The following is a 22,007-nucleotide window of genomic DNA, read 5'->3' on the forward strand; positions in this document are numbered from 1 at the left end:
CTCTAGAAGTAGCGCATGGGAACGCGGATGAGATCGCCCGGCAGAACGGGAATGTTCGACGAAATCGGGTATTTCTTGAATCCGCTTTCACCCACATGCTGAATGTCGATGGTGGACGTACTTGCCCTGTAGGTGGTTCCGCCGGCTACAGCCAGGGCGCTCATGATATTCAGGCCGCTCTTGTAATCGTACTCCCCGGGTTTGTTGACTTCCCCCAGAATGTAAAAGGGCCTGAAGCTGGCCAGGTCCACGGTGACCTTCGGGTCGCGCAGATACTCGCCGCTGAATTTGGTGGCGAGCGTCTTTTCCATCTGCTGCTTGCTCAGGCCCGCTGCCTTCACGGTACCGGCGAGTGGCAGGGACACAAAGCCGGCTGGATCGACCTGGTATTCCCCCGTAAGACGGTCCTCGCCGAAGACCGTGACCCTGATCTTGTCGCCGGCCTGGATATTCGGGGCTGCGACCGCCGTTTTCTGGATAAGAGCTTCCTGGTCGGCTTTCGAGGCGACGCCAACGGTGTCGTTCGCGCATGATGCAAGCAGTAGGCAGAAAACCAGGACGAGCGCCGAACACTGCCTCGATTGAATACCCATACGCGACACCCACAACCCCTCGCGCCTGAGATCGGATACGTAGACGCCGTAACGATAGGCGTAAGTGTGTTTTTTTGTCCAATAATTTCTCCGGTTTTCCTCGTGCATTATTTCGTTTCGTTAATGAACAAATTCATCTGGCTGATGAAGAAGGGTGTTGATAGCTCAAGCATCAAGGGTAATCTTAACGCTGTTTGGTTATAACTCGTAATGTTGATGATGGCGTTGCCAGAGGGGGAAGGTGTGTCGACTATCCCGCCTGGAACGAGAATTTACGCCGTTGGCGACATTCACGGCCGCCGGGATCTGCTGTTGCGGATGGACCAACGGATTTTGGCTGACCTCGAGGGCGGTATCACCGAACCTCTCGTGATTTTTCTGGGAGATTATGTCGACAGAGGCCCTGAATCTGCCGGTGTGATCGAGCACTTGTCCTCGTGCCGGTTCGGCGTCCCCATCAAGGCCTTGCGTGGCAATCACGAGGATCTGCTGTTGTCCTTTCTCGATGATCCCTCGGTTCTCGATAGCTGGCGTGGCCTCGGTGGCTTGGAAACGCTGCACTCCTATGGGGTCGACGTCAGTGAGGCCTTGCGCGGACGCGGCTACCGCCAGGCACGCGAACAATTCGAACGAAAACTGCCCCCCGCCCATCGGCGATTCCTGCAAGACACCGTTCTAAGCCATGCATGCGGGGATTATTTCTTCTGCCATGCCGGCGTGAAGCCACATGTTGCCCTTGATCGCCAGGCAGGCGGAGACCTCCTATGGATCCGGGACGAGTTTTTGAAGTTCGAGGGCAGCTTCGGCAAGATCGTGGTGCACGGCCATTCACCCGTCTCCCAGCCGGAAACGCACGCCAATCGGATCAATGTCGATACCGGCGCCTTTGCTACTTCCCGCCTCACCGCAGTCGTGTTGGAAGAAGCCGGGCGACGCTTCCTGAGTGCCACGCCATGAGGAGCAGCGGGGCCGATTGTCCAGGATCATGGCTGAGGGCCGTAGCCTGGGAACCGCGACGTTTCTTCGCGATCACCCCGCAACTGTCGGTTGTGTTTCTGGGTTGGCCGCTTGACGTTGTTGTGGCCATATCTATTCTGGACCTGTAAGGAGCGTTGAATGCGGTCCCGAATCCCGACGTCATATAGTCCGCGTAAAATACGTCTATCGCTTTTCGACGTATTGTGGGTGATTGCAGCGCCGTTATTGACTCTGGCATTGCGAGATGTCGACCTTCTCGCCTGGCCGAATATGCCGTTCGACCTACCGGGGCCCTATCTTTTCGTTTTCGTTACGATCGCATTCGCAATCCCGGCCCTGCTCATCTTTCGCGCCGGGGATGCAATCCAGAATACCTTTTCGGTCCCCGATCTCTATGCGATCTGCGCGGTGATCGCGTTGACGATCAGCGCCAGTGCCTTGCTTCTTTTCATGCTCACGCGGCTCGATGGCATACCGCGGTCGACCCCTATCATCTACTCGCTCGTTCTCGGCGCAGGCCTGGCAGGGGGGCGGGCCTTCTCGAGGCTTGTCTCTCACGAGCGGGCCAGGGTCAGCGCCAAGCGCAATATCACCGATCTTCGCAAGGTCATCCTTGTCGGCACGGACCAGTTCGCGTGGCTCGTGATCAAGCTCATCGAGAGCCAATCGCCTGCCACCACGCAAATCATGTCGGTTCTCGACGAGGGGCCGTCGGCGACGGGAAGGTCGCTCAATGGCGTGCACGTGGCCGGGCGGGTCGGTGATCTCGGGCGGATCGTCGACGAATATGCGCTGCATGGCGTGACCATCGAGGCGGTGTGGCTGTCCATGGAACCCGAGCAACTGGACACGGCCAGCCTTCGCTTCATCACGGATGAATGTGATCGTCGAGGCATTGCGCTCAAGAGCGTCGCACAGGCGCTCGAACTCATGCCCAAGGCTTCCGCGCGGCGGGCACAGGCATTGCCGACGGTCGTGGCTCGCGAGGCGGCGGCGGACCCTGCGGCCGGATTGCCACGCTATTTCGGTGCGAAGCGCGTCATCGATATCGTGGCTTCGGTTATACTCATGGTACTGCTGGCCCCTGTCTGGCTGCTGGTCGCAGCTCTCGTGCTTTTCGACGTCGGGCGTCCCCTGCATTTCTGGCAGCAGCGGGTAGGGCGTAGCGGCAGGCATTTCTTCATCTACAAGTTCCGCACCTATCACGCCCCCTATGATGCCAAGGGGCACGTGGTTCCCGGGGCCGAGCGTCTCTCGCCGATCGGTCGGCTCATCCGCAAGATGCGCCTCGACGAGATCCCGCAATTGTTGAACGTCCTCGCCGGCGAGATGTCCTTGATCGGCCCGCGCCCCCTTCTGCCGGCAGACCAACCTGCCAATCCCGGGCTCCGCCTGGCCGTACGGCCAGGCATCAGTGGCTGGGCGCAAGTCAATGGCGGCAATCTCGTGACCAGCGAGGAGAAGGACGCACTCGATGAATATTACATCGACAACGCATCCCTCGGGCTGGATCTGAAAATCGCCGTCATGACCATGATGTTCGTGTTCGGCGGCGAAAGGAGGGGAATTGCCGCGCTCAGTCGCGCCATGGCCGCACGCAGGGGCAGAAAGGCCCCGGCTCGGGGCCTGGCGGAGCAGCACTCTCCTCCGAACTATCGACGCTGACCGGGACGGCAGCGATCCAGCATGGCTTTGAAACAGCGCCGCGTTTTCCTGGTCAATCGCTATTTCCATCCCGATACGTCCGCGACCAGCCAAATCGCCTCCGATCTGGCGGCCTTCCTTGCCGAGCAGGGTTGGGACGTGACCGCCCTTACCGGTGCTGGCCGCTATGACGAACCCGCCCGCAGGCTGGATCCGGATGCGGCATTGCCCGGTGTTTCGATCCATCGTGTCGGTCCGGTGGTGGAAGCGGGCTCATCGCTCCTCAGACGGGCTGCCCTTGCCATCGCTGTTCACGCGACTCTGGCCTGGGAGCTTTTGCGACGCGCACGGGCTGGCGATATCGTTGTGGTCAAGACCGATCCGCCGCTGCTGAGCGTTTCGCTGCTGCCCATCATTGCGGTGAAGCGCCTCCGGCAGATCAACTGGCTGCAAGACGTGTATCCGGAAGTCGCAGCAGAGCTTGGCGTGAAGGCCGGCCAGGGGGTCTTGGGGGGCATCCTGCGCTGGCTGCGCAACGTCAGTCTTCGCCGTGCGGCCGTGAATGTAGCGGTTGGCGAAAGGATGAAGGCGATGATCGCCGGATTCGGCGTACCGACCGCCAGGGTCACGGCGATTTGCAACTGGTGCGATGACCAGCACATCGTGCCGGCTGGCCCTGAGCCCAACCGCTTACGCCGTGACTGGGGCCTACAGGACAAGTTCGTGATCGGCTATTCGGGCAATCTCGGCCGGGCGCATGAGGTCGATACCCTCATAGGCGCCGCGCGCCTGCTTCGAGACGAGCCCGGGATCGCGTTCCTGTTCATCGGGGATGGCTATCTCACCTCTTATCTCAAGCGGGCCGTTGCCGACCAAGGGCTGGAGCGGATGTTTCGATTTCTGCCCTATCAGGACGCCGGCACATTGCCACASTCCCTGACGGTGCCGGATATTCACTGGCTATCGCTCAATCCACGCCTGGAAGGTCTGATCGTGCCGAGCAAGTTCTACGGCATCGCTGCAGCCGGAAAGCCCATGATTGCAGTCATGGCGCCGGACGGCGAAATTTCCGACCTGATCCACCGGTTCGATTGTGGTGCCGTCATCACGCCCGGCGACAGCGCGGGTTTTGCGAAAGTCGTCCGCGAATGGCGCCATCGGCCTGAGCTTTTGGTGCAGAAGGGGCGCAATGCGCGTGCCTTGATCGAGAGCGGATTTGACCGTGTTTCCTGCCTGCGCCGCTGGCAGGCGCTATTGTCGTCCATGGGAAGCCTGCCAGAGGCCAAGCGCTGATTGGCGAGCTCCGGTCAAGGGAGAGTGGGCGCTGTCGGTGGACAGGCGCGCGGGTTCGCCGAGTGACGGTGTCGATACGGCCTTAGTTTACCCTGATACCGCAAGGTACAAAGAAAGCGTCACGATGGACAAGGCCGTCGTTGCCAGCACCACACGGCTGGTGACCAGGGCTTGGCGGCCATAGAATTCGGCCAGCATGAAGGGGCCCGTGCCGGTCGGAAGGGCTGCGATAAGGACGGCGATGCGGACCGCATCCGGTTCCAGGCCGAGGATGGGCCCGGCAATCACCCAGGTTGCGACGGGGTGAGCCACCAGCTTCAGCCCGATCAGCAAGGCCTCTACCTTGCGTCCGGCCTCGGCGCCTTTTCCGGCATTGTCCGCCAGGAAAAGGCCGAGCGCAATGAGTGCGCATGGCGAGGCGGCACCGCCGAGCAATTTGAGAAATTGATCGAGTGTCTGAGGAAGTGGCCAACCCGCAACCATCACCACCGCCCCCAGGGCCGGCGCGACCAGCAATGGATTCTTGATCAGCGCGAGCAGCGTCTTCCACGCGATATCCCTTCGGCGCGCCTGGGCCTGAAGGCTGGCCTCGATCAGGACGATGGCAACGGCAAACAGCGCGCAGACAGTCACGATCGTCGCGACCAGGGTTGGAGCCATACCGGATTGGCCGATGACGGCAAGGACCAGTGGGAACCCCATGAAGCCGGTATTGGCATAACCGGCATTGAGGCCGTCTATCGCCGCATCCGCCAGATGGCTGCCCTGTCTCAGGCGGATCCACAATGCAACGGAGAAGATGAGCACGCAGCCCAGGGCAAAAGCCAGAATGAAGCCGGGCTGCCAGATCTGGACCGGGTCTGCGTTGGCCATGATGTCGAACAACAGGGCAGGCAGCGCGAGATAGACAACGAGCCGGTTCACCTCGCGCGTGGCATGCGGGCCAAGCGCATTGCACCGCCGCGCAAGCCAGCCGGCGAGGATCAGCGCGAAGACAGGCAGGACGATGAGGAGATCGGAAAGCATGGCACGCCGATTGTGGTGTCGCCTTTCATAAAAGAGACGATCGATATAATCCAATCCAATGCGAAGCTATTATCCATGCATTGGAGGTATTGATGGATTCCCGGCAGATGCGGTATTTCGTGGCTCTCGCCGAGACCCTTCACTTCGGCCGGGCAGCTGCGCGAATGCATATGACCCAGCCGCCTTTCAGCCGGCAGATCGCCAATCTGGAGCGCGAACTCGGCGTGCAGTTGGTCGACCGAAACTCGCGCCACGTCACTCTGACCCAGGCGGGGGAAAGATTTCTGGCGGATTCCCGTATGGTGCTGGCCCAGTTCGAGGATGCCTGCCGCGATGCAAGGCTGGTTGCGGAAGGCCAGAAGGGCGAGCTGCGCCTGGGCTTCATGATGCATGCCGCCCATCGCATCGTGCCACAGATCGTCAGTTGCTACGCCGGGCTGAGACCGGACATTCGGATCGTCCTCCTGGAGACGACGCCTGCCGATATCGAGCACAGGCTTCTCGGCGGCGAACTCGACGCGGCCATTACCTTTGCCGGCCGGCCATTTCCGCAGTTGCGGAGCGTGCCTGTTATCACGGACCATCTGTGCCTGATCGTTCCGAGGGAGCATCCCTTGGCCGGGCGGGACCGCATCACTCCTCACGATCTGGAAACGGAGGACTTGATCGCTGCGCCCGCAACCGTGGCGCCCACGCTGCGCGAGGCCATCGCGGGTTATTTCGAGAAGGCTGGCATCGTCCCGCGATTTCGCTACGAACCCCAGTTGCAGCACACCATCGTCCGGCTCGTGGCGGCACGATTGGGCGTGGCTCTGGTGCCGGCGTCGATATGCGACGAGGCGGCTGTGGATGTCATACCGAGATCGCTCGCGGCTGCGCCGACATTGAGGGTCGTTCTCTCGGTTCCGGGTGAATCCCGCAATCCGGCCGTTGCGCCCTTGATCGATATCGTCCGAGATTGGAAAGGGTCGCCAGCTGGCAAAAGGCCGGCAACCCGATTGGAGCGCTGAAGGACGCGGTAGGAAACGGCCGGATGCCTGGCACGGCCTTGCAACCGGCATCTGTCACGTCGAGCGACCTATGCCGTCAGGCCGCCTTGCTGTTCGATGAAGGCGACGATGTCGGCGAGCCCAACGCGCCGGCGCATATCGGTGAACACGAAGGGCCGCTTGCCGCGCTGCTTCTCGGTATCGGCGCGCATGATGTCGAGATCGGCGCCGACATGGGGGGCGAGGTCCATCTTGTTGATGATCAGGAGATCGGAGCGGGTGATGCCGGGGCCGCCTTTGCGCGGGATCTTCTCGCCCGCCGCGACGTCGATGACGTAGAGCGTGAGATCGGCGAGGTCCGGCGAAAAGGTTGCCGCCAGATTGTCGCCTCCGGATTCGATGAAGACCACGTCGAGATCGGGAAAACGCCGGCGCATTTCGGCGATCGCCGACAGGTTGATCGAAGCGTCCTCGCGGATGGCGGTGTGGGGACAACCACCAGTCTCGACCCCGATGATGCGGTCCTGGGGAAGCGCCTGCACCCGGTTGAGGATGAGCTCGTCTTCCTTGGTGAAGATGTCGTTGGTGACTACGGCGACCGAATAGCTTTCGCGCATCGCCTTGCACAGCATTTCGGTCAGGGTGGTCTTGCCGGCGCCGACCGGGCCGCCGATGCCCACGCGCAAAGGGCCGTGGTTTGAATGGGGACCTGGACTGACATGAGAGCCTGGGCTGGAAGTCATGAGCGGAAGATCCTCGAATATTGGGTTTCGTGCCGCATCGAGACGATGTCGGACATCAGGGTGCAGGCACCGAGGTCATCGAGCATCGCAAGCGAGGCGCGCCTTGCGGTGGCCAGGATGACCGGCTCGAAGGCCGCGAGCGCCAGCACCCCGTCGCGCTGACCGAGCGGGACCAGCCGGATGGCAGCCTGGATCAGATTGGCGGTAAAGGCGTGAAGGAAGCCGGCCAGCGCGTTTTCGAGCCCGATGCCATGGCGCGCGGCGACCCGGCCGATGGCGACGGCATAGGGCATCGGTTCGGGGGGCTCCCCGGTCCAGTGCGCGACGGCTTGCGCGAAAGCCTCGCCCTGCAGCGTGGTTTCGCGATGGCGCTCGCGCGTGCCGGCCATAGCCTCGGCGAGCTCCGCGATATCGGCGCAACTCTCTCCGCGGGAGGTCAAGCGCCAAGCCTGCGCCAAGAGGACGGCATCGTTCCAGCCGGAACCGGCCTGGATGATTGTTGTCAGCCAATCGACCAGCGTGGAGCGATCCTCGATCAGCCCGTCATGGACAGCCCGTTCCAGGCCGTGGCTGTAGGCGAAGGCGCCGACGGGAAAGGCCGGCGACAGCCAGCTCAAAAGCCGGACGAGATGCGCCGTCCTATCATTCATGACCGTGCCCATGGCTGTGATGGTGGCCGTGCCCATGCGCATGGTAGGCGCCGTGCACGGGCTGGAAGGCTGCGACCACCTCCCGGACTTCGGCCCCGAGGCCCTCCAACATGGCCCGGATCACGCGATCGCGTTCGATCAGGATGACATCGGCGCCGATTTCGGCAGCGAGATGGCGGTTGCCGAGATGCCAGGCGAGATGGGCGAGCGGGCATTGCCGGCCGGGCCTGACCTCGTAGAGCGCTTCCGGGGAGGCGAGGATGGTGATGGTGCGTCCGTCTTCCAGCACCAGGGCATCGCCGCTGGCGAGCAGCACCGCTTCGGGCAGGTCGATCATGACGATATCGCCCTGATCGGTGACGAGGCGCTTGCGGCGCAGATGACGGCCCCTGTGATCGAGCGTGATGGTGCCGACGGGGAGCCGGCTGTCGTGATGGCAGTGGGAAGTGGCGTGCAGCATGGTCAAAACAGGAAATAACGTTGGGCCATTGGCAATTCTGCCGCCGGCGGACAGGTCAGGAGTTCGCCATCGGCGCGGACTTCGTAGGTTTCGGGATCGACTTCCATGTGCGGCAGCGCATCGTTCAGGACCATGGAGCGCTTGGAAATGCCGCTGCGCGTGTTCTCCACCGCCGCCATCGGCTTGGCGACGCCGAGCCGCTCCCTCAGGCCGCTGGCGAGCGCGGCTTTGCTGACGAATGTCAAGGAAGAGGCCGCCGGCCCACCACCGAAACTGCCGAACATCGGGCGGTAATGCATCGGCTGCGGCGTCGGAATCGAGGCATTGGGATCGCCCATCGGGGCCGCGGCGATCGTGCCGCCGACCAGTACCATGTCCGGCTTGACCGCGAAGAAGGCCGGATTCCACAAGACGAGATCCGCGCGCTTGCCGATCTCGATGGAGCCGACATAGGCCGACAATCCCTGCGCGATGGCGGGGTTGATGGTGTATTTGGCGATATAGCGGCGCACCCTGAGATTGTCGTTGTCGCCGCTCTCGCCGGGCAGGCGGCCGCGCTGCAGCTTCATCTTATGCGCCGTCTGCCAGGTGCGGATCAGGACCTCGCCGACGCGGCCCATCGCCTGGCTGTCGGAAGAAATGATGGAGAAGGCGCCAATGTCGTGAAGGATGTCCTCAGCCGCGATGGTTTCCTTGCGGATGCGGCTTTCGGCGAAGGCGATGTCCTCGGCGATCGCGGGCGAAAGATGATGGCAGACCATCAGCATGTCCAGATGCTCGGCGATGGTATTCTTCGTATAGGGCCGGGTCGGGTTGGTCGAGGACGGCAGCACATTGGGCAGGCCGCACACCTTGATGATGTCCGGCGCATGGCCGCCGCCGGCGCCTTCGGTGTGAAAGGCGTGGATGGTACGCCCCTTGAAGGCGGCGACCGTGTCCTCCACGAAGCCGCTCTCGTTGAGCGTGTCGGTGTGGATCATCACCTGAACGTCGTATTCGTCGGCCACGCTGAGGCAGTTGTCGATGGCGGCCGGTGTCGTACCCCAGTCCTCGTGCAGTTTGAGCGAGCAGGCACCGCCTTCGATCATCTCGACCAGGGCGTCCGGCTGGGAGGTATTGCCCTTGCCGGATAGCCCCAGATTGATCGGGAAGGCGTCGAAGGAGCGTATCATGCGGGCCAGGTGCCACGGCCCGGGCGTGCAGGTGGTGGCGAGCGTGCCGTGGGCGGGGCCCGTGCCTCCGCCCAGCATGGTGGTGACGCCCGACATCAGGGCTTCCTCGATCTGCTGCGGGCAGATGAAATGGATATGGGCGTCGACGCCGCCCGCGGTGAGGATCTTGCCCTCGCCGGCAATGATCTCCGTGCCGGGGCCGATGACGATGGTGATGCCGGGCTGGATGTCGGGATTGCCGGCCTTGCCGATCGCGGTAATCAGGCCGTCCCTCAGGCCGACATCGGCCTTGACGATGCCCCAATGATCGATGATCAGCGCATTGGTGATGACGGTATCGACCGCGCCCGCGGCGCGGCTCGCCTGGCTCTGGCCCATGCCGTCCCGGATCACCTTGCCGCCGCCGAATTTCACCTCCTCGCCGGGAATGGTGAAGTCCTTCTCGACCTCGATGAAAAGCTCGGTATCGGCAAGCCTGACGCGATCACCGACGGTCGGCCCATACATCTGCGCATAGGCGGCGCGTGAAAGAGAAGTGGCCATCACAGCGCTCCCATGATCTTGCCCTGAAAGCCGAAGATCTGACGCCTGCCGCCGATCGCGATCAGCCGCACCTGCCGCTGCTGCCCGGGCTCGAAGCGAACAGCCGTGCCGGCGGGAATGTCGAGCCGCATGCCGCGCGCCGCGTCGCGGTCGAACAGGAGCGCCGCATTGACTTCGAAGAAATGATAGTGGGAGCCGACCTGGATCGGCCGGTCGCCTGAATTGGCGACGACGAGAACGGTCGCCTCCGCGCCGGCGTTCAACACGATATCGCCAGCCATCGGCATGACTTCGCCCGGGATCATGGTCTAGCCTCCCACGATCAAAGCGAGACCGGCGAGGGCAGTCACTCCCCCGGCAAATTGCGTGGCAAGCTTGCCGGCCCGGTCACCCGCGATACGGGCGATCCCCGGTCCGAGCAGGATGCCGGCCGCATGCAGCAAGGCCGTCGCCAGGGCAAAGCCGACCAGGAAGGACGTGGCGCTGGCATTGCCCAACTCGCCGCCATGGGCGAAGCCATGGAACAGGGCAAAGAACCCCACCACGACCATGCCGATGGGCGTCGGCACCTTGAACGCCATCATGGCCAGCAGGCCGAGCACCACGACCGAGGCTGATATCGCCGGCTCGATGAAGGGCAAGGGCATGCCGCCAAGGGCTGCGGCAAAGCCGGCCATCATGACGATGACGAAGGTTGTCGGGACGGCCCACAACGCGCGCCCGCCGAGCAGGGCAGCCCAAAGGCCCACGCCGACCATCGCCAGCACGTGGTCCGCGCCTGAAAGCGGATGCAGGAAGCCGGTGGAGAAGGAGGCATGTTCGGCCGGGTTGAGATGGGCCAGGGCCGGGGTGGCGCCGAGCATGGCGCCAGGCACGGCGGCGAATGCGACGAGATATTTCTTCATGGTCGTTCCTTGGCAGCCTCTAGAGCAAAGCGCTTATCGGATGGGTTCGTGCACGGTGACCAGCTTGGTTCCGTCCGGAAAGGTCGCTTCCACCTGCACGTCGTGGATCATCTCGGCGATACCCGGCATGACCTGCTCGCGCGTCAGCACATGCGCGCCCGCTTCCATGAGTTCGGCGACCGAGCGGCCATCCCGCGCGCCCTCGACCACGAAGTCGGTGATGAGGGCGATCGCCTCGGGGTGATTGAGCTTGACGCCGCGTTCGAGGCGCCGGCGGGCAACTATCGCCGCCATGGCAATGAGGAGCTTGTCTTTTTCGCGGGGCGTGAGGTTCATGCGAGTTCCGGAGGTTAGAGGTGCCACACTTTCGGCAGCGGGCGGTCGGCGAGCAGATAAGAAAGGACAGGCTCGAGGCGATGTCGGAGCGCCAGGCTGTCCTGAGCCAGGAGGCGCACGACGAGCTTGCCGTCCCAGGCGCTGGCACCGCCATGGCCGCCGATGATCTCGCGCACCTGTTCGATCCGTTCCTCCGGCTCCGGGCAAACGGCGAGAACCGTGGCCATGGCCTGCTGCCCGCCCAACGCCGCGGCAGTGGCAAGGCGCCCGGCGATATCGCCCTCGATGCGGAAATCCTCCGCGAAGATCAGCCTGCCGTTGCGACGGATGCGCCAGCGATCGCGCAGGACACCGCTGCGGACGACTTCGCCCATGGCGGCGCGCCCGAACAGCACCGCCTCGACGGCGAGAAGTTCGGCGCCATCGGCCAGATCGGCCTCGAGGCAGCGGACAAGACGGCCGCCGTCGAACAGAATGGTTTCCTGCGGCAGCCAGGCGAGGCGAGCGCCGGCCTCGACGACCAGCCGGTTGACCACCACCGCATCCTCGCCCGTCGAGCGGTAGATGCGTTCGCAGGCCTGGGTGGTGATGGTGGCCGAGCATGCCCGCCGTGCCACGATTTCGAAGGAGAGGTTGTCGCCGCCGGTCAGGCCGCCAGCCGTGTTGATGAGGATCGCCTCTGGCTCCGCGCCGGGCAGCGGTCGCGGCAACCGCGCCTTGGCGCATCCTTCCTGATAGAGGGTCTCGAGCCTGGTGGCCCCGGCGCGTCGGCGAAAGGCCAGGCGCGCGACTCCCTCGGCCCGTTCGAGACGGAGCGGAGCCTTCCTGAGGTCAGAGCAGGAGATGTCGGCGTACATCGGGCTTGTCCAGGTCGGCGGCGTCGCCGGAAAAGACGATCTCGCCGCGATCCATGATGACGACACGATCGGCGAGTTCGCGGGCGAAATCGAGATATTGCTCGACCAGAAGGATGGTCATGCCCATCTTATCGCGCAGGAATGCGATGGCCCGGCCGATATCCTTGATCACGGAGGGTTGGATCCCTTCCGTCGGCTCGTCGAGCAGCAAAAGCTTGGGCCGGGTCACCAGCGCCCTGCCGATGGCAAGCTGCTGCTGCTGGCCACCCGAAAGGTCGCCGCCCCGGCGCTGCAGCATCTGCGCGAGCACCGGGAACAGGTCGAATATATGGGTTGGAATGCTGCGATCGGCTCGTTTAAGCGGAGCAAAGCCGGTCTGCAGATTCTCCTTCACCGTCAGCAGGGGAAAGATTTCGCGGCCCTGGGGCACGAGGGCGATGCCGAGCCTGGCCCTGTCATGGGCTGGGCTGCGGCCGAGTACTTTGCCCTCGAAGCTGATGGAACCGGCGCTCGACCGATGCTGCCCGGCGATGGTGCGCATCAGGCTGGTCTTGCCGACCCCATTGCGGCCGAGAATACAGGTGACCTTGCCGGCCTCGGCCTGCAGCGAGACGCCGCGCAGCGCCTGGGCCGCGCCGTAATGCAGGGTCAGATCCCTGACGGACAGCATCATGACCCTCTATCTCCCCAGATAGACTTCGACGACCCGCGGATCCGCCGAGACATGGTCGAACCGCCCCTCCGACAACACGCTGCCCTCGTGCAGGCAGGTCACCTTCACCCCGAGTTCGCGTATGAAATGCATGTCGTGCTCGACAACGACCACCGAATGCGAGCGGGCGATCTGCCTGAGGAGGTCACCGGTCTGCGCCGTTTCGGCGTCGGTCATGCCGGCTACGGGCTCGTCGATGAGCAGGAGCTTGGGGTTCTGGGCCAGCAGCATGCCGATCTCCAGCCATTGCTTCTGGCCGTGCGACAGCCCGGCCGCCTTGTCGCCCCGCCGCTGTTCGAGACGGACGGTGGCGAGGATCTCGTCGATGCGCTCCGCCTCGGATCGCGAGCGCTGGTCGAACAGGGCAGCGAAGATGCCGCGCCTGCCCTTGAGCGAGAGGGCGATATTGTCCTCGACCGTATGGGTCTCGAACACGGTCGGCTTCTGAAACTTGCGGCCGATGCCGAGATTGGCGATGTCCGTTTCATCGAGCTTGGTCAAATCATGTTCGCCGTCGAAGAAGACCTCGCCGGTATCGGGACGGGTCTTGCCGGTGATGATGTCCATCATCGTGGTCTTGCCGGCCCCGTTCGGACCAATGATGGCGCGCATCTCGCCAGGTTCCAGGATGAGCGAGAGATTGTTGATGGCCTTGAAGCCGTCAAAGCTGACGCTGACGCCGTCGAGATAGAGAATGCTTTGCGGTTGCTGGCTCATGAGGCCGCTTCCTCCGCGGCTTCGCTTTGGGCGGGCGCAAGCGCCTTGCTCGCGGGGACCTTGCGAGCGGACCAGGATCGACGCCAATGTGCGAAGGCGCCGACCAGGCCCTTCGGCAGCAGGAGAGGCATGGCGACGAACAGGGCGCCGAGGGCGAACAGCCACAAATCGGGCAGGGCGGCGGTGAACCAGCTCTTGGCCCAGTTAACGCTCACTGCGCCGATTACCGGCCCGATCAGGGTGCCGCGGCCGCCGATGGCGGTCCAGATCACCACTTCGATCGAATTGGCCGGCGAGAACTCGCCGGGGTTGATGATGCCAACCTGCGGGACATAGAGCGCGCCGGCGATGCCGGCCATGACCGCCGAGAAGGTGAAGGCGAACAGCTTGATGTTCTCCGGCCGCCAGCCGAGAAAGCGGGAGCGATATTCGGCATCGCGCACGGCGACCATGAGCTTGCCGAGCTTGGAGGCGGTGATCATAGCGGTGAGCGCGACGAACAAGGCCAGCATCAGGGCGCTGGCGGCGAACAGGGCCGCGCGCGTGCCCGGCGCCTGCAGGGAAAAGCCGAGCAGATCCTTGAAATCCGTCAGCCCGTTATTGCCGCCGAAGCCCATGTCGTTGCGGAAGAAGGCAAGCATGAGGGCATAGGTCATCGCCTGGGTGATGATCGATAGATAGACGCCGTTGACGCGGCTGCGGAAGGCGAACCAGCCGAAAGCGAAGGCGAGCAGGCCGGGTACGGCCATCGCCATCAGTGCGGCGAACCAGAACCGGTCGAAGCCGTACCAGAACCAGGGCAGTTCCTGCCAGTTCAGGAACACCATGAAGTCGGGCAGGACGGGATTGCCATAGACGCCGCGATCGCCGATCCCGCGCATCAGATACATGCCCATGGCATACCCGCCCAGCGCGAAGAAGGCGCCGTGGCCGAGCGATAGAAGGCCGCAATAGCCCCAGACGAGGTCGAGGGAGAGGGCGAGCAGGGCGTAGTTGAGATATTTGCCGAGCAACGCCACGAGATAGGCGGGAACGTGGAAGGCGCTGTCTGCCGGTACCGCCAGGTGAAGGACCGGCACCAGCACGGCCGCCGCCACGAGAAGGGCAACGAGGATGGAGAGGCGACGGTCGAGCCCGTTCTTGAGCAGGGTTGCGAGGATCATGCTTCCACCGCCCGTCCCCTCTGCGCGAACAGGCCACGCGGGCGCTTCTGGATGAAGAGGATGATGAAGACGAGCACGATGATCTTGCCCAGGACCGCGCCGGCATAGGGTTCGAGGAATTTGTTGGCGATGCCGAGCGTCAGTGCGCCCACGAGCGTGCCCCACAGATTGCCGACGCCGCCGAACACCACGACCATGAAGGAATCGATGATGTAGCCTTGGCCCAGATTGGGAGAGACATTGCCGATCTGGCTGAGGGCGACGCCGGCGATGCCGGCGATACCGGAGCCGAGGCCGAAGGTCAGTGCGTCGATCTTCGGCGTGCGGATGCCCATCGAGGAGGCCATGCGCCGGTTCTGGGTGACGGCACGCATCTGCAAGCCCCAGCGGGTGCGATTGAGGATGAGGCGCAGGGCGATGAACACGGCGATCGAGAAGGCGAAGATCCACAGCCGGTTGGCGGTGATGTTCAGTTCGCCCACGCTGAAGCTGCCGGACATCCAGCCGGGATTGGAGACCTCGCGATTTGTCGGCCCGAAGATCACGCGCACGCCCTGCTGTAGGATCAGCGAAACGCCCCAGGTCGCCAGCAGGGTTTCGAGCGGCCGGTCGTAGAGAAAGCGGATGATGCCGCGCTCGATGACGACGCCGACGGCGCCGGCGACCAGAAAAGCCAGGGGCAGGGCGATCAGCAGGGATATGTCGATGAGACCAGGCGCATAGGCGCGCACCGCCTCCTGCACGACGAAGGTGGTGTAGGCGCCGATCATCACCATCTCGCCATGCGCCATGTTGATGACGCCGAGCACGCCGAAGGTGATGGCAAGGCCGATGGCGGCCAGCAGGAGCACCGAGGCCAGCGAGACGCCGTACCAGACGTTCTCCGCCAGATCCCACATTTTCAAGCGCGCATCGATGGCGCGGATACCGGCGGTGGCCTCGTCCTTCAAGGTTCCGTCGGCACCGGCCTCGAAGCGGCCGAGCAGCGTGGCAGCTTCACGCGTGCCGAGCGAGGCGACGAGCCCGATGGCCGCGCTCTTGTCGGCCTGGGGCCTGTCGGAGAACAAGGTCGCGGCAGCGCGCGCGGTCTCCAACCGGGTCTTGACGGTGGCATCGGTCTCCTTGCCGATGGCGTTGTCGAGGGCCGTGAGCGCGCTGGGATCAGGGGTCTGGATCAGGGTAGCGGCGGCCGTGAGGCGCGCCGCCTTGTCGCTGGAGGCGAGCGTGAGCGAGCCGCTCGCTTCCCTTATCGCCCGCCTGATGGCGTTGTTGACCTTGATCCTGACGAGTTCGCCCTTGCCTGCGGTCCCCTGCCCCGTACCGGTGACCGGATCGGCGACCGCAAGCGGATCGCCGGTACCCGAGGCGATCAGGATCGCCTTGTCGGACTGACGCCAGTAGAGATTGCCGTCCGCCAGCGCCGCGAGCGGGCGGGCCGCCAGGGCATCGCCGCTCCCGGCCAGGTCACGCACCACCGCCTCGACCTGCTGGAAATTTCCTGCGCCGGCCAGCTTGGCAAGGCTGGCCCGTATGCCGGCTTCATCGGCATGGACGAGGCCGGGCATGAGGAGGCAGGCCCACAGGGCCAGGATGAGGAAACGACACCCACGCATGGCGGAGCGCAACCGGAGACGGGAGGGTTTGCGGGACAGCATGCCGGAGCCTAGTTCGTGCCCTGGCCGCCGCACTTGCCGGTGGCGACGTTGAAATTGCCGCAGGAAAGCGGCTTGCGCCAATCGGCGATCAGGTCCTTGGAATCAGGCAGGTAATCGGACCATTCATCGCCCACCAGCAGCCCCGAACTCTGCCAGACGGTCTGCATCTGGCCGTCGGCCTGGATCTCGCCGATCAGCACCGGCTTGGTGATGTGATGATTGGGCATCATAGTCGAATAGCTGCCCGAAAGGTTGGGCACCGATACGCCGACGATGGCGTCGATCACCGCGTCGGGATCGGTGGTGCCGGCTTTCTCCACCGCCTTCACCCACATGTTGAAGCCGATATAATGCGCTTCCATCGGATCGTTGGTGACGCGCTTGTCATTCTTGGTGAAGGCGCGCCAGGTCTTGATGAACTGGGCATTGGCCGGGGTATCGACCGACTGGAAATAGTTCCAGGCCGTGAGGTGGCCGACCAGCGGCCCAGTGTCGAGGCCGGCCAGTTCCTCCTCGCCCACCGAAAAGGCCACGACCGGAATGTCCTCGGCCTTGATGCCCTGATTGGCGAGTTCCTTGTAGAAGGGCACGTTGGCATCGCCGTTGATGGTGGAGATGACGGCGGTCTTCTTGCCGGTCGAACCGAATTTCTTGATGTCGGAAACGATGGTCTGCCAGTCCGACTGGCCGAACGGCGTGTAGTTGACCATGATGTCGTCCTTGGCCACGCCCTTGGACTGCAGATAGGCCTGCAGGATCTTGTTGGTGGTCTGGGGGTAGACGTAATCCGTCCCCGCCAGCACCCAGCGCTTCACGCCTTCCTGCTGCATCAGATAGTCGACGGCCGGGATGGCCTGCTGGTTCGGCGCCGCGCCGGTGTAGAAGACGTTGCGCTCGCTCTCCTGGCCCTCATATTGCACTGGGTAGAACAGCAGGCCGTCGAGCTCCTTGAACACGGGCAGGACGGATTTGCGGCTGACCGAGGTCCAGCAGCCGAATACCGCCGCCACCTTGTCCTTGCCGAGAAGATCCCGGGCCTTCTCGGCGAAAAGCGGCCAGTTCGAGGCGGGATCGACCACCACGGCTTCCAATTTGTGCCCGAGCACGCCGCCTTTCTTGTTCTGCTCTTCGATCAGCATCAGCATGGCGTCCTTGAGCGTGGTCTCGGAAATCGCCATGGTGCCGGACAGCGAATGCAGGATGCCGATCTTGATGGTGCCTTCTTCGGCCCTGGCAGCACCGCAGATGATCAACATCGCGGCAATGCCGCCCGACAGGCTATGACCAAGTCTTCCAAGCTTCGACATGACGCCTTCCCCTTGCTTCTTGTTGGATCCCGTGGGGCTCCTGCAAGCGGCGTGCCAATCGGGCGAAAGACCGTTCTCGGAAGGCACCGGGCGTGGCGATCGGGTTTTCGGGGCTGGCAGGTGGGGCTGGCGCCCATCGGTGATGGGGCGAAATTTTATGCATGCCTAACGATTAGGCGAATTGCTGCCTTTGGAAGCTCACCTCCTGGGTCGGGTGTTGTCGTATGGAATGCTCGTAAGCTGTGTCCGCCCGTGCGGGACCGGTCGAAGGTTTCATCGGATAGGCAGGCAAGCCGGACCGATCGGCTCGAAGGCCTTGTAGGTGAGAATGAATTCCTGATGGCCGAGCGCTTCCGATTTCGTCATCGCGCCCGCCGCCACGTCCTGGATCAGTGCGAGGATTTCGTCGCCGACCTCGTCCAGCGAGGCGCGCCCTTCCAGGATACGGCCGGCATCGACATCCATGTCTTCGGCGAGGCGTCGATAGGTATCGGGATTGGCGCAAATCTTGATGACTGGTGACAGCGCCGAGCCGGAGACGGAGCCGCGTCCTGTGATGAAGAGCACGAGGTGAGACCCCGAGGCGATCAGCTCGACGATCTCCGCATTGTCGGAAATATTGGGAAAGCCGAACCGCACCGGTCCGTCAGGCACGACGTCCATCAGATAGAGCCCGCCACGAGGAGGGACATCGCCCGGCTTGATCAGGCCCGAGATGGGCGAGGAGCCCGACTTGGCGTAGGCCCCCATCGATTTTTCCTCGATGGTGGACAGGCCCCCATCCGCGTTGCCCGGTGCGAAACTGCCATAGCCGAGCGTGGCGTAATACTGCGCCGCCTTCGCCACGGCCCCGCGCAAGGCATCGCCGAGGGCCGGCGTCACGGCGCGCGCGGCCATGATCTCCTCGCAGCCGATGAGTTCGCCCGTCTCCTCGAAGATGCAGGTGGCACCGGCCTTGACCAGCCGATCGAAGGCGCGTCCGGCCGCGGGATTGCCGGTCAGGCCGCTGGTGCCGTCCGAGCCGCCGCAAACCGTGCCGATGACCAACTCGTCGAGAGCCATGGGAACGGTGGGTTGGCCTGCCAATATGTCCACCTGCCGTGCGACCCAGGCACGCCCGGCCTCGAGCGTGCTGCGCGTGCCGCCGCTGGTCTGGATGGTCAGCGTCTCCACCGGCCTGCCGCTCGACGCGATTGTCTCGGCAAGCGCATATTTGTTGAAGCTCTCGCAGCCCAGCGACAGCAGCAGCACGGCGCCGACATTGGGATGGGTGCAAAGCTGCTCCATCATGCGCTGGGCATAGGCGTTGGGAAAGCAGCCCGGAAAGCCGATCAGGTGAACGGGCTGGTCGGGAAAGCGCTGCACGATTTCCCGTGCCACATGATGAGCGCATTCCACTAGATAGGCGACCGCGACGACATTGCGGATGCCTTTGCGCCCGTCACTGCGAAGATAGCCTTTCATCACTCTGCCTCTGTCGCTGGCGAGCCGATGACGTGGGTCGCCGTATAGTCGCTCTTTATATTGTGGAGATGCACATGTTCGCCCGGCGCAATGGGCCGGATGGCCGAGCCGATCGGCGCACCGTATTTCATGATCTTCTCGCCTGGCGCGATGACGCGACAGGCGATCTTGTGGCCGCGCTGCACCGCCTCGGCCAGCGTAAACGCCTGCCCGTCCAGTATCAGCACGGCCTTGGCTTCAAGGCCTTCACGCGCCACGACGACATTGTCGAGCGGCGAGAGGTGGAGCAGGCGAGGGTCCAACTGCATGGTTGTGGCCTCACATCACGCCAAAGGTCGCCATCGCCTCGCAGGCGCTCATGCCTTTGCGGATCGCCACGGCCACCTGGTTCTCCGTCGAGGCCTTTTCGAGCGCGCGGGCGATAGCTTCATCCTCCGCTTCGCGCGGAATGATCAGGACGCCTTCGCGATCGCCGAAGACGAGATCGCCGGGAGCCACGCGGATGCCTTCGATCTCGATCGCGGTGCGAAAATCGATGACCTTGCCGCGAACGCCCTGATCCTGTGCGTAGACGCCGCGGCAGAAGGTGGGAAATCCCAACGCCTCGATGTCGGCCGCATCGCGCACATAGCCGTTCAGCACGGCTCCCGCGGCCTTGAGATGGGTGGCGCGCGTCGACATCAGCCCACCCCAGAGGGCATAGCGCAGGGACGAGCCGGAGGCGACGTAGACCTCGCCCGGCTTCAGATCGTCGAGCGCCTCGAGCATGATGCCGAACGGCTTGCTGGCGAGCGGGCCGGCCGAAAGCTCGGTTCCCTCGGCGAAGATGTCGGCCTCCAGCACCGGCATGGCGCGCCCGGCGATGCGCATCGGCTGCTGCAGCGGGCCGATGGTCGCCGGCAGGAACTGCTTGCGCAGTCCCATGACGTCGAGGACGTCGCCGACCACCGCCGTGAACAACCGTTCCTTGAGCAGCGCGAAGGTTTCCTCGTCGCTGCGCTTGGTCGCGATCGGCATAGACTTTCTCCTTATCAAAAACCAACCAGGGCGCCGCCGTCCACCACGAGCGTCTGCCCGGTGACGTAGCTGGCGGCAGGCGAGGCCAGGAAAACGCAGGCCCAGCCGATTTCTTCCGGCGTGCCGACCCGGTTCATCTGGATGCGGCCGAGGATCTTGGCCCGGCGCTGCGGATCGTTATCGGTGGCCTTGCGATAGAGTGGCGTATCGATCCAGCCGGGCGCCACGCCGTTGACGCGCACCCCGCGGGCTGCAAATTCCGCCGAAAGCCCGCGCACGGCGCCAAGCAGGGCAGACTTGGCCACGGTGTAGCCCATCACGAAGGGCTGGCCGATGAAGGACGTCATGGAAGCGGTGAAGATGACGTTGCCGGTGCCGCGCCGGGCCTGGCCGGCGATCACGGTGCGGGTGAGCTCCAACGCACCGCGCAAATGCACGTCGAGCACTTGGTCGATCTCGGCCAGGGATGTCTCCTCGAAGGGCTTCTTGATGGTGTTGCCAGCATTGTTGACCAATATGTCAATTTTCCCATGCCGCGCCTCCACGCCGGTGGCGAAAGCGGCCAGGGTGTCGACCTGGGCCAGATCCACCGCTTCGCAGGCCGCGCCGTCAACGGTGGCGGCGGCCTCCGAGAGCACATCAGCGCGCCGGCCTGCCAGGATGACCTTGGCGCCCGCCGCACCCATCGCCTGGGCGATGGCGAGGCCGAGGCCCGAGCCACCGCCGGTGATGAGCGCGGTCTTGCCCGCCAATCCGAAAGCTTGTTGCAGATTCATCGCGCCACCACCACCTTCAGACTGTCCCGGTTGCCGTCCCAGAAGGGCAGGGCGTCTTCCGCCTCCTCGAAAGGAATGATGCGCGAGATCAGCGCATCGGCTTCATCGCCGATGCCTTCGAGCCAGGCGATCACGGCGCGGAAGTCGTCGATCGTCGCGTTGCGCGATCCCATGATGTCCAGCTCCTTCAGGTTGAAGAGCTGAGTGTCGTAGGTCACCGGCGCCTTGGAATAGCCGACATAGACGACGCGCCCGGAATAGCCGGCAAGGGCGATGCATTGGGTGAAGGTCGCGGGCAGGCCGACAGCCTCGATGGCGATGTCCGCGCCGTCATCCCCGGTCAGGGCCGAGACCTCGGCAACCACATCCCGCGCGCTGGCATCGATGACATGGGTCGCGCCGAAACGCCGGGCGAGGGCGAGCTTTTCCGCACTCATGTCGACCGCGATGACCTCGGCGCCACGGGCGACGGCGGCGATCAGGGCGCCCATGCCGATCATGCCGCAGCCGAGCACGACGACGCGTTCACCCGCGTTCACCCGGCCCCGCCTCACGGCGTGAAAGCCCACCGAAAGCGGCTCGACCAGGGCCAGATGCCGCGGTGCCAGCGTGTCGTTGATGATCAGCTTGCCGGCGGGTAGCACGATCTCCTCGGCCAGCCCGCCATCCTGCTGTACTCCGAGGGTGCGGTTGTAGCGGCAGGCATTGGTGCGGCCTTTACGGCAGGAGGCACAGTAGCCGCAATGGGTGTAGGGCATGACGATAACGCGCTTGCCGGCCGCGAAGTCCGGTGGCACGCCTGCGCCCGTTGCGATGATTTCGCCGCCGATTTCATGGCCGGGTATCCGGGGTAGCTGCACCAGCGGATTGAGCCCGCGATAGGTGTTGAGGTCGCTGCCGCACAGGCCGACATGGCGCACGGCAATGCGCACCTCGCCATTGCCTTCCACCGGGGCAGCCACGTCATGGAAACGCGTGCGCCCTTCGCTTTCGATCATCAGCGCTTT

General features: G+C 63.9%; 24 protein-coding genes. 4 read left to right on the forward strand and 20 right to left on the reverse strand.

The genetic code is table 11. From position 1 onward, the window contains the following. Positions 1 to 2: 2 nt before the first annotated feature. Positions 3 to 701: a polysaccharide biosynthesis/export family protein gene (locus tag AB4037_RS27340; RefSeq protein ID WP_441773618.1), complete on the reverse strand. Its 699-nt coding sequence runs from the start codon at positions 699 to 701 to the stop codon at positions 3 to 5. Positions 702 to 809: 108 nt separating this feature from the next. On the opposite strand from AB4037_RS27340, the gene AB4037_RS27345 reads away from it, so the two are divergent. The 3 genes from AB4037_RS27345 (at position 810) to AB4037_RS27355 (ending at position 4,508) form a co-directional block, all read left to right on the forward strand. After that, complete coding sequence (locus tag AB4037_RS27345; RefSeq protein WP_441773619.1) at positions 810 to 1,550, forward strand: metallophosphoesterase family protein; 741 nt, start codon at positions 810 to 812, stop codon at positions 1,548 to 1,550. 246 nt (positions 1,551 to 1,796) lie between these two features. Continuing rightward, complete coding sequence (locus AB4037_RS27350) at positions 1,797 to 3,236, forward strand: sugar transferase (RefSeq protein ID WP_441773620.1); 1,440 nt, start codon at positions 1,797 to 1,799, stop codon at positions 3,234 to 3,236. Positions 3,237 to 3,257: 21 nt separating this feature from the next. Then, complete coding sequence (locus tag AB4037_RS27355) at positions 3,258 to 4,508, forward strand: glycosyltransferase family 4 protein (protein WP_441773621.1); 1,251 nt, start codon at positions 3,258 to 3,260, stop codon at positions 4,506 to 4,508. 87 nt (positions 4,509 to 4,595) lie between these two features. Here AB4037_RS27355 and AB4037_RS27360 read toward each other — a convergent pair whose 3' ends face one another. Then, entirely contained in the window at positions 4,596 to 5,534 is a 939-nt protein-coding gene (locus tag AB4037_RS27360) for an AEC family transporter (RefSeq protein WP_441773622.1), read from the reverse strand. Between the two features lie 92 nt (positions 5,535 to 5,626). On the opposite strand from AB4037_RS27360, the gene AB4037_RS27365 reads away from it, so the two are divergent. After that, positions 5,627 to 6,544 (forward strand): LysR family transcriptional regulator, encoded by a 918-nt coding sequence (locus tag AB4037_RS27365; protein WP_441773623.1) that lies wholly within the window; start codon positions 5,627 to 5,629, stop codon positions 6,542 to 6,544. Positions 6,545 to 6,612: 68 nt separating this feature from the next. Here AB4037_RS27365 and ureG read toward each other — a convergent pair whose 3' ends face one another. From ureG to AB4037_RS27455, 18 genes are all read right to left on the reverse strand, one after another. Continuing rightward, positions 6,613 to 7,266: an urease accessory protein UreG gene (gene ureG / locus AB4037_RS27370; protein WP_434961031.1), complete on the reverse strand. Its 654-nt coding sequence runs from the start codon at positions 7,264 to 7,266 to the stop codon at positions 6,613 to 6,615. Then, positions 7,263 to 7,952 (reverse strand): urease accessory protein UreF, encoded by a 690-nt coding sequence (locus tag AB4037_RS27375; protein WP_441773718.1) that lies wholly within the window; start codon positions 7,950 to 7,952, stop codon positions 7,263 to 7,265. Before AB4037_RS27375 ends, ureG begins: the two co-directional genes overlap by 4 nt. Then, the gene (locus AB4037_RS27380) at positions 7,909 to 8,376 is read right to left on the reverse strand and encodes an urease accessory protein UreE (RefSeq protein ID WP_441773624.1); all 468 of its coding nucleotides are present in this window, start codon (positions 8,374 to 8,376) and stop codon (positions 7,909 to 7,911) included. Before AB4037_RS27380 ends, AB4037_RS27375 begins: the two co-directional genes overlap by 44 nt. A 2-nt stretch (positions 8,377 to 8,378) precedes the next feature. Further along, the gene (ureC, locus tag AB4037_RS27385) at positions 8,379 to 10,091 is read right to left on the reverse strand and encodes an urease subunit alpha (protein WP_441773625.1); all 1,713 of its coding nucleotides are present in this window, start codon (positions 10,089 to 10,091) and stop codon (positions 8,379 to 8,381) included. After that, the gene (locus tag AB4037_RS27390) at positions 10,091 to 10,396 is read right to left on the reverse strand and encodes an urease subunit beta (RefSeq protein ID WP_441773626.1); all 306 of its coding nucleotides are present in this window, start codon (positions 10,394 to 10,396) and stop codon (positions 10,091 to 10,093) included. Before AB4037_RS27390 ends, ureC begins: the two co-directional genes overlap by 1 nt. A gap of 3 nt (positions 10,397 to 10,399) precedes the next feature. Then, positions 10,400 to 10,996, reverse strand: a complete 597-nt coding sequence (locus AB4037_RS27395; RefSeq protein ID WP_441773627.1) for a HupE/UreJ family protein — start codon at positions 10,994 to 10,996, stop codon at positions 10,400 to 10,402. Between the two features lie 33 nt (positions 10,997 to 11,029). Beyond that, positions 11,030 to 11,332, reverse strand: coding sequence for an urease subunit gamma (locus AB4037_RS27400; protein WP_434961026.1), 303 nt, complete (start codon positions 11,330 to 11,332; stop codon positions 11,030 to 11,032). Between the two features lie 14 nt (positions 11,333 to 11,346). Then, entirely contained in the window at positions 11,347 to 12,189 is an 843-nt protein-coding gene (locus AB4037_RS27405) for an urease accessory protein UreD (protein ID WP_441773628.1), read from the reverse strand. Next, complete coding sequence (urtE, locus tag AB4037_RS27410; RefSeq protein WP_441773719.1) at positions 12,164 to 12,859, reverse strand: urea ABC transporter ATP-binding subunit UrtE; 696 nt, start codon at positions 12,857 to 12,859, stop codon at positions 12,164 to 12,166. Before urtE ends, AB4037_RS27405 begins: the two co-directional genes overlap by 26 nt. Before the next feature lie 9 nt (positions 12,860 to 12,868). Further along, complete coding sequence (gene urtD / locus AB4037_RS27415; RefSeq protein ID WP_434961024.1) at positions 12,869 to 13,618, reverse strand: urea ABC transporter ATP-binding protein UrtD; 750 nt, start codon at positions 13,616 to 13,618, stop codon at positions 12,869 to 12,871. Then, a complete protein-coding gene (gene urtC / locus AB4037_RS27420; RefSeq protein ID WP_441773720.1) occupies positions 13,615 to 14,778 on the reverse strand; it encodes an urea ABC transporter permease subunit UrtC in 1,164 nt (387 codons plus the stop codon). Before urtC ends, urtD begins: the two co-directional genes overlap by 4 nt. Beyond that, complete coding sequence (urtB, locus tag AB4037_RS27425; protein ID WP_441773629.1) at positions 14,778 to 16,394, reverse strand: urea ABC transporter permease subunit UrtB; 1,617 nt, start codon at positions 16,392 to 16,394, stop codon at positions 14,778 to 14,780. Before urtB ends, urtC begins: the two co-directional genes overlap by 1 nt. Before the next feature lie 50 nt (positions 16,395 to 16,444). Next, on the reverse strand, positions 16,445 to 17,692 hold the full coding sequence (gene urtA / locus AB4037_RS27430) for an urea ABC transporter substrate-binding protein (RefSeq protein ID WP_441773721.1): 1,248 nt from the start codon (positions 17,690 to 17,692) through the stop codon (positions 16,445 to 16,447). A 324-nt stretch (positions 17,693 to 18,016) separates the two neighbouring features. Further along, complete coding sequence (locus AB4037_RS27435; RefSeq protein WP_441773630.1) at positions 18,017 to 19,207, reverse strand: UxaA family hydrolase; 1,191 nt, start codon at positions 19,205 to 19,207, stop codon at positions 18,017 to 18,019. Continuing rightward, positions 19,207 to 19,515 (reverse strand): UxaA family hydrolase, encoded by a 309-nt coding sequence (locus AB4037_RS27440; protein WP_441773631.1) that lies wholly within the window; start codon positions 19,513 to 19,515, stop codon positions 19,207 to 19,209. The genes AB4037_RS27435 and AB4037_RS27440 overlap by 1 nt, the downstream gene beginning before the upstream one ends. A gap of 10 nt (positions 19,516 to 19,525) precedes the next feature. Then, positions 19,526 to 20,224, reverse strand: coding sequence for an RraA family protein (locus AB4037_RS27445; RefSeq protein WP_441773632.1), 699 nt, complete (start codon positions 20,222 to 20,224; stop codon positions 19,526 to 19,528). Between the two features lie 14 nt (positions 20,225 to 20,238). After that, positions 20,239 to 21,000: an SDR family NAD(P)-dependent oxidoreductase gene (locus tag AB4037_RS27450; protein WP_441773633.1), complete on the reverse strand. Its 762-nt coding sequence runs from the start codon at positions 20,998 to 21,000 to the stop codon at positions 20,239 to 20,241. Beyond that, positions 20,997 to 21,998 carry a zinc-binding alcohol dehydrogenase family protein gene (locus AB4037_RS27455; RefSeq protein WP_441773634.1) on the reverse strand — a complete coding sequence of 334 codons (1,002 nt, stop codon included), beginning with the start codon at positions 21,996 to 21,998 and terminating at the stop codon, positions 20,997 to 20,999. Before AB4037_RS27455 ends, AB4037_RS27450 begins: the two co-directional genes overlap by 4 nt. Positions 21,999 to 22,007 lie beyond the last annotated feature (9 nt).

It is taken from the genome of Labrys sp. KB_33_2, assembly GCF_052114505.1.
In the GTDB taxonomy this organism is placed as follows: domain Bacteria; phylum Pseudomonadota; class Alphaproteobacteria; order Rhizobiales; family Labraceae; genus Labrys.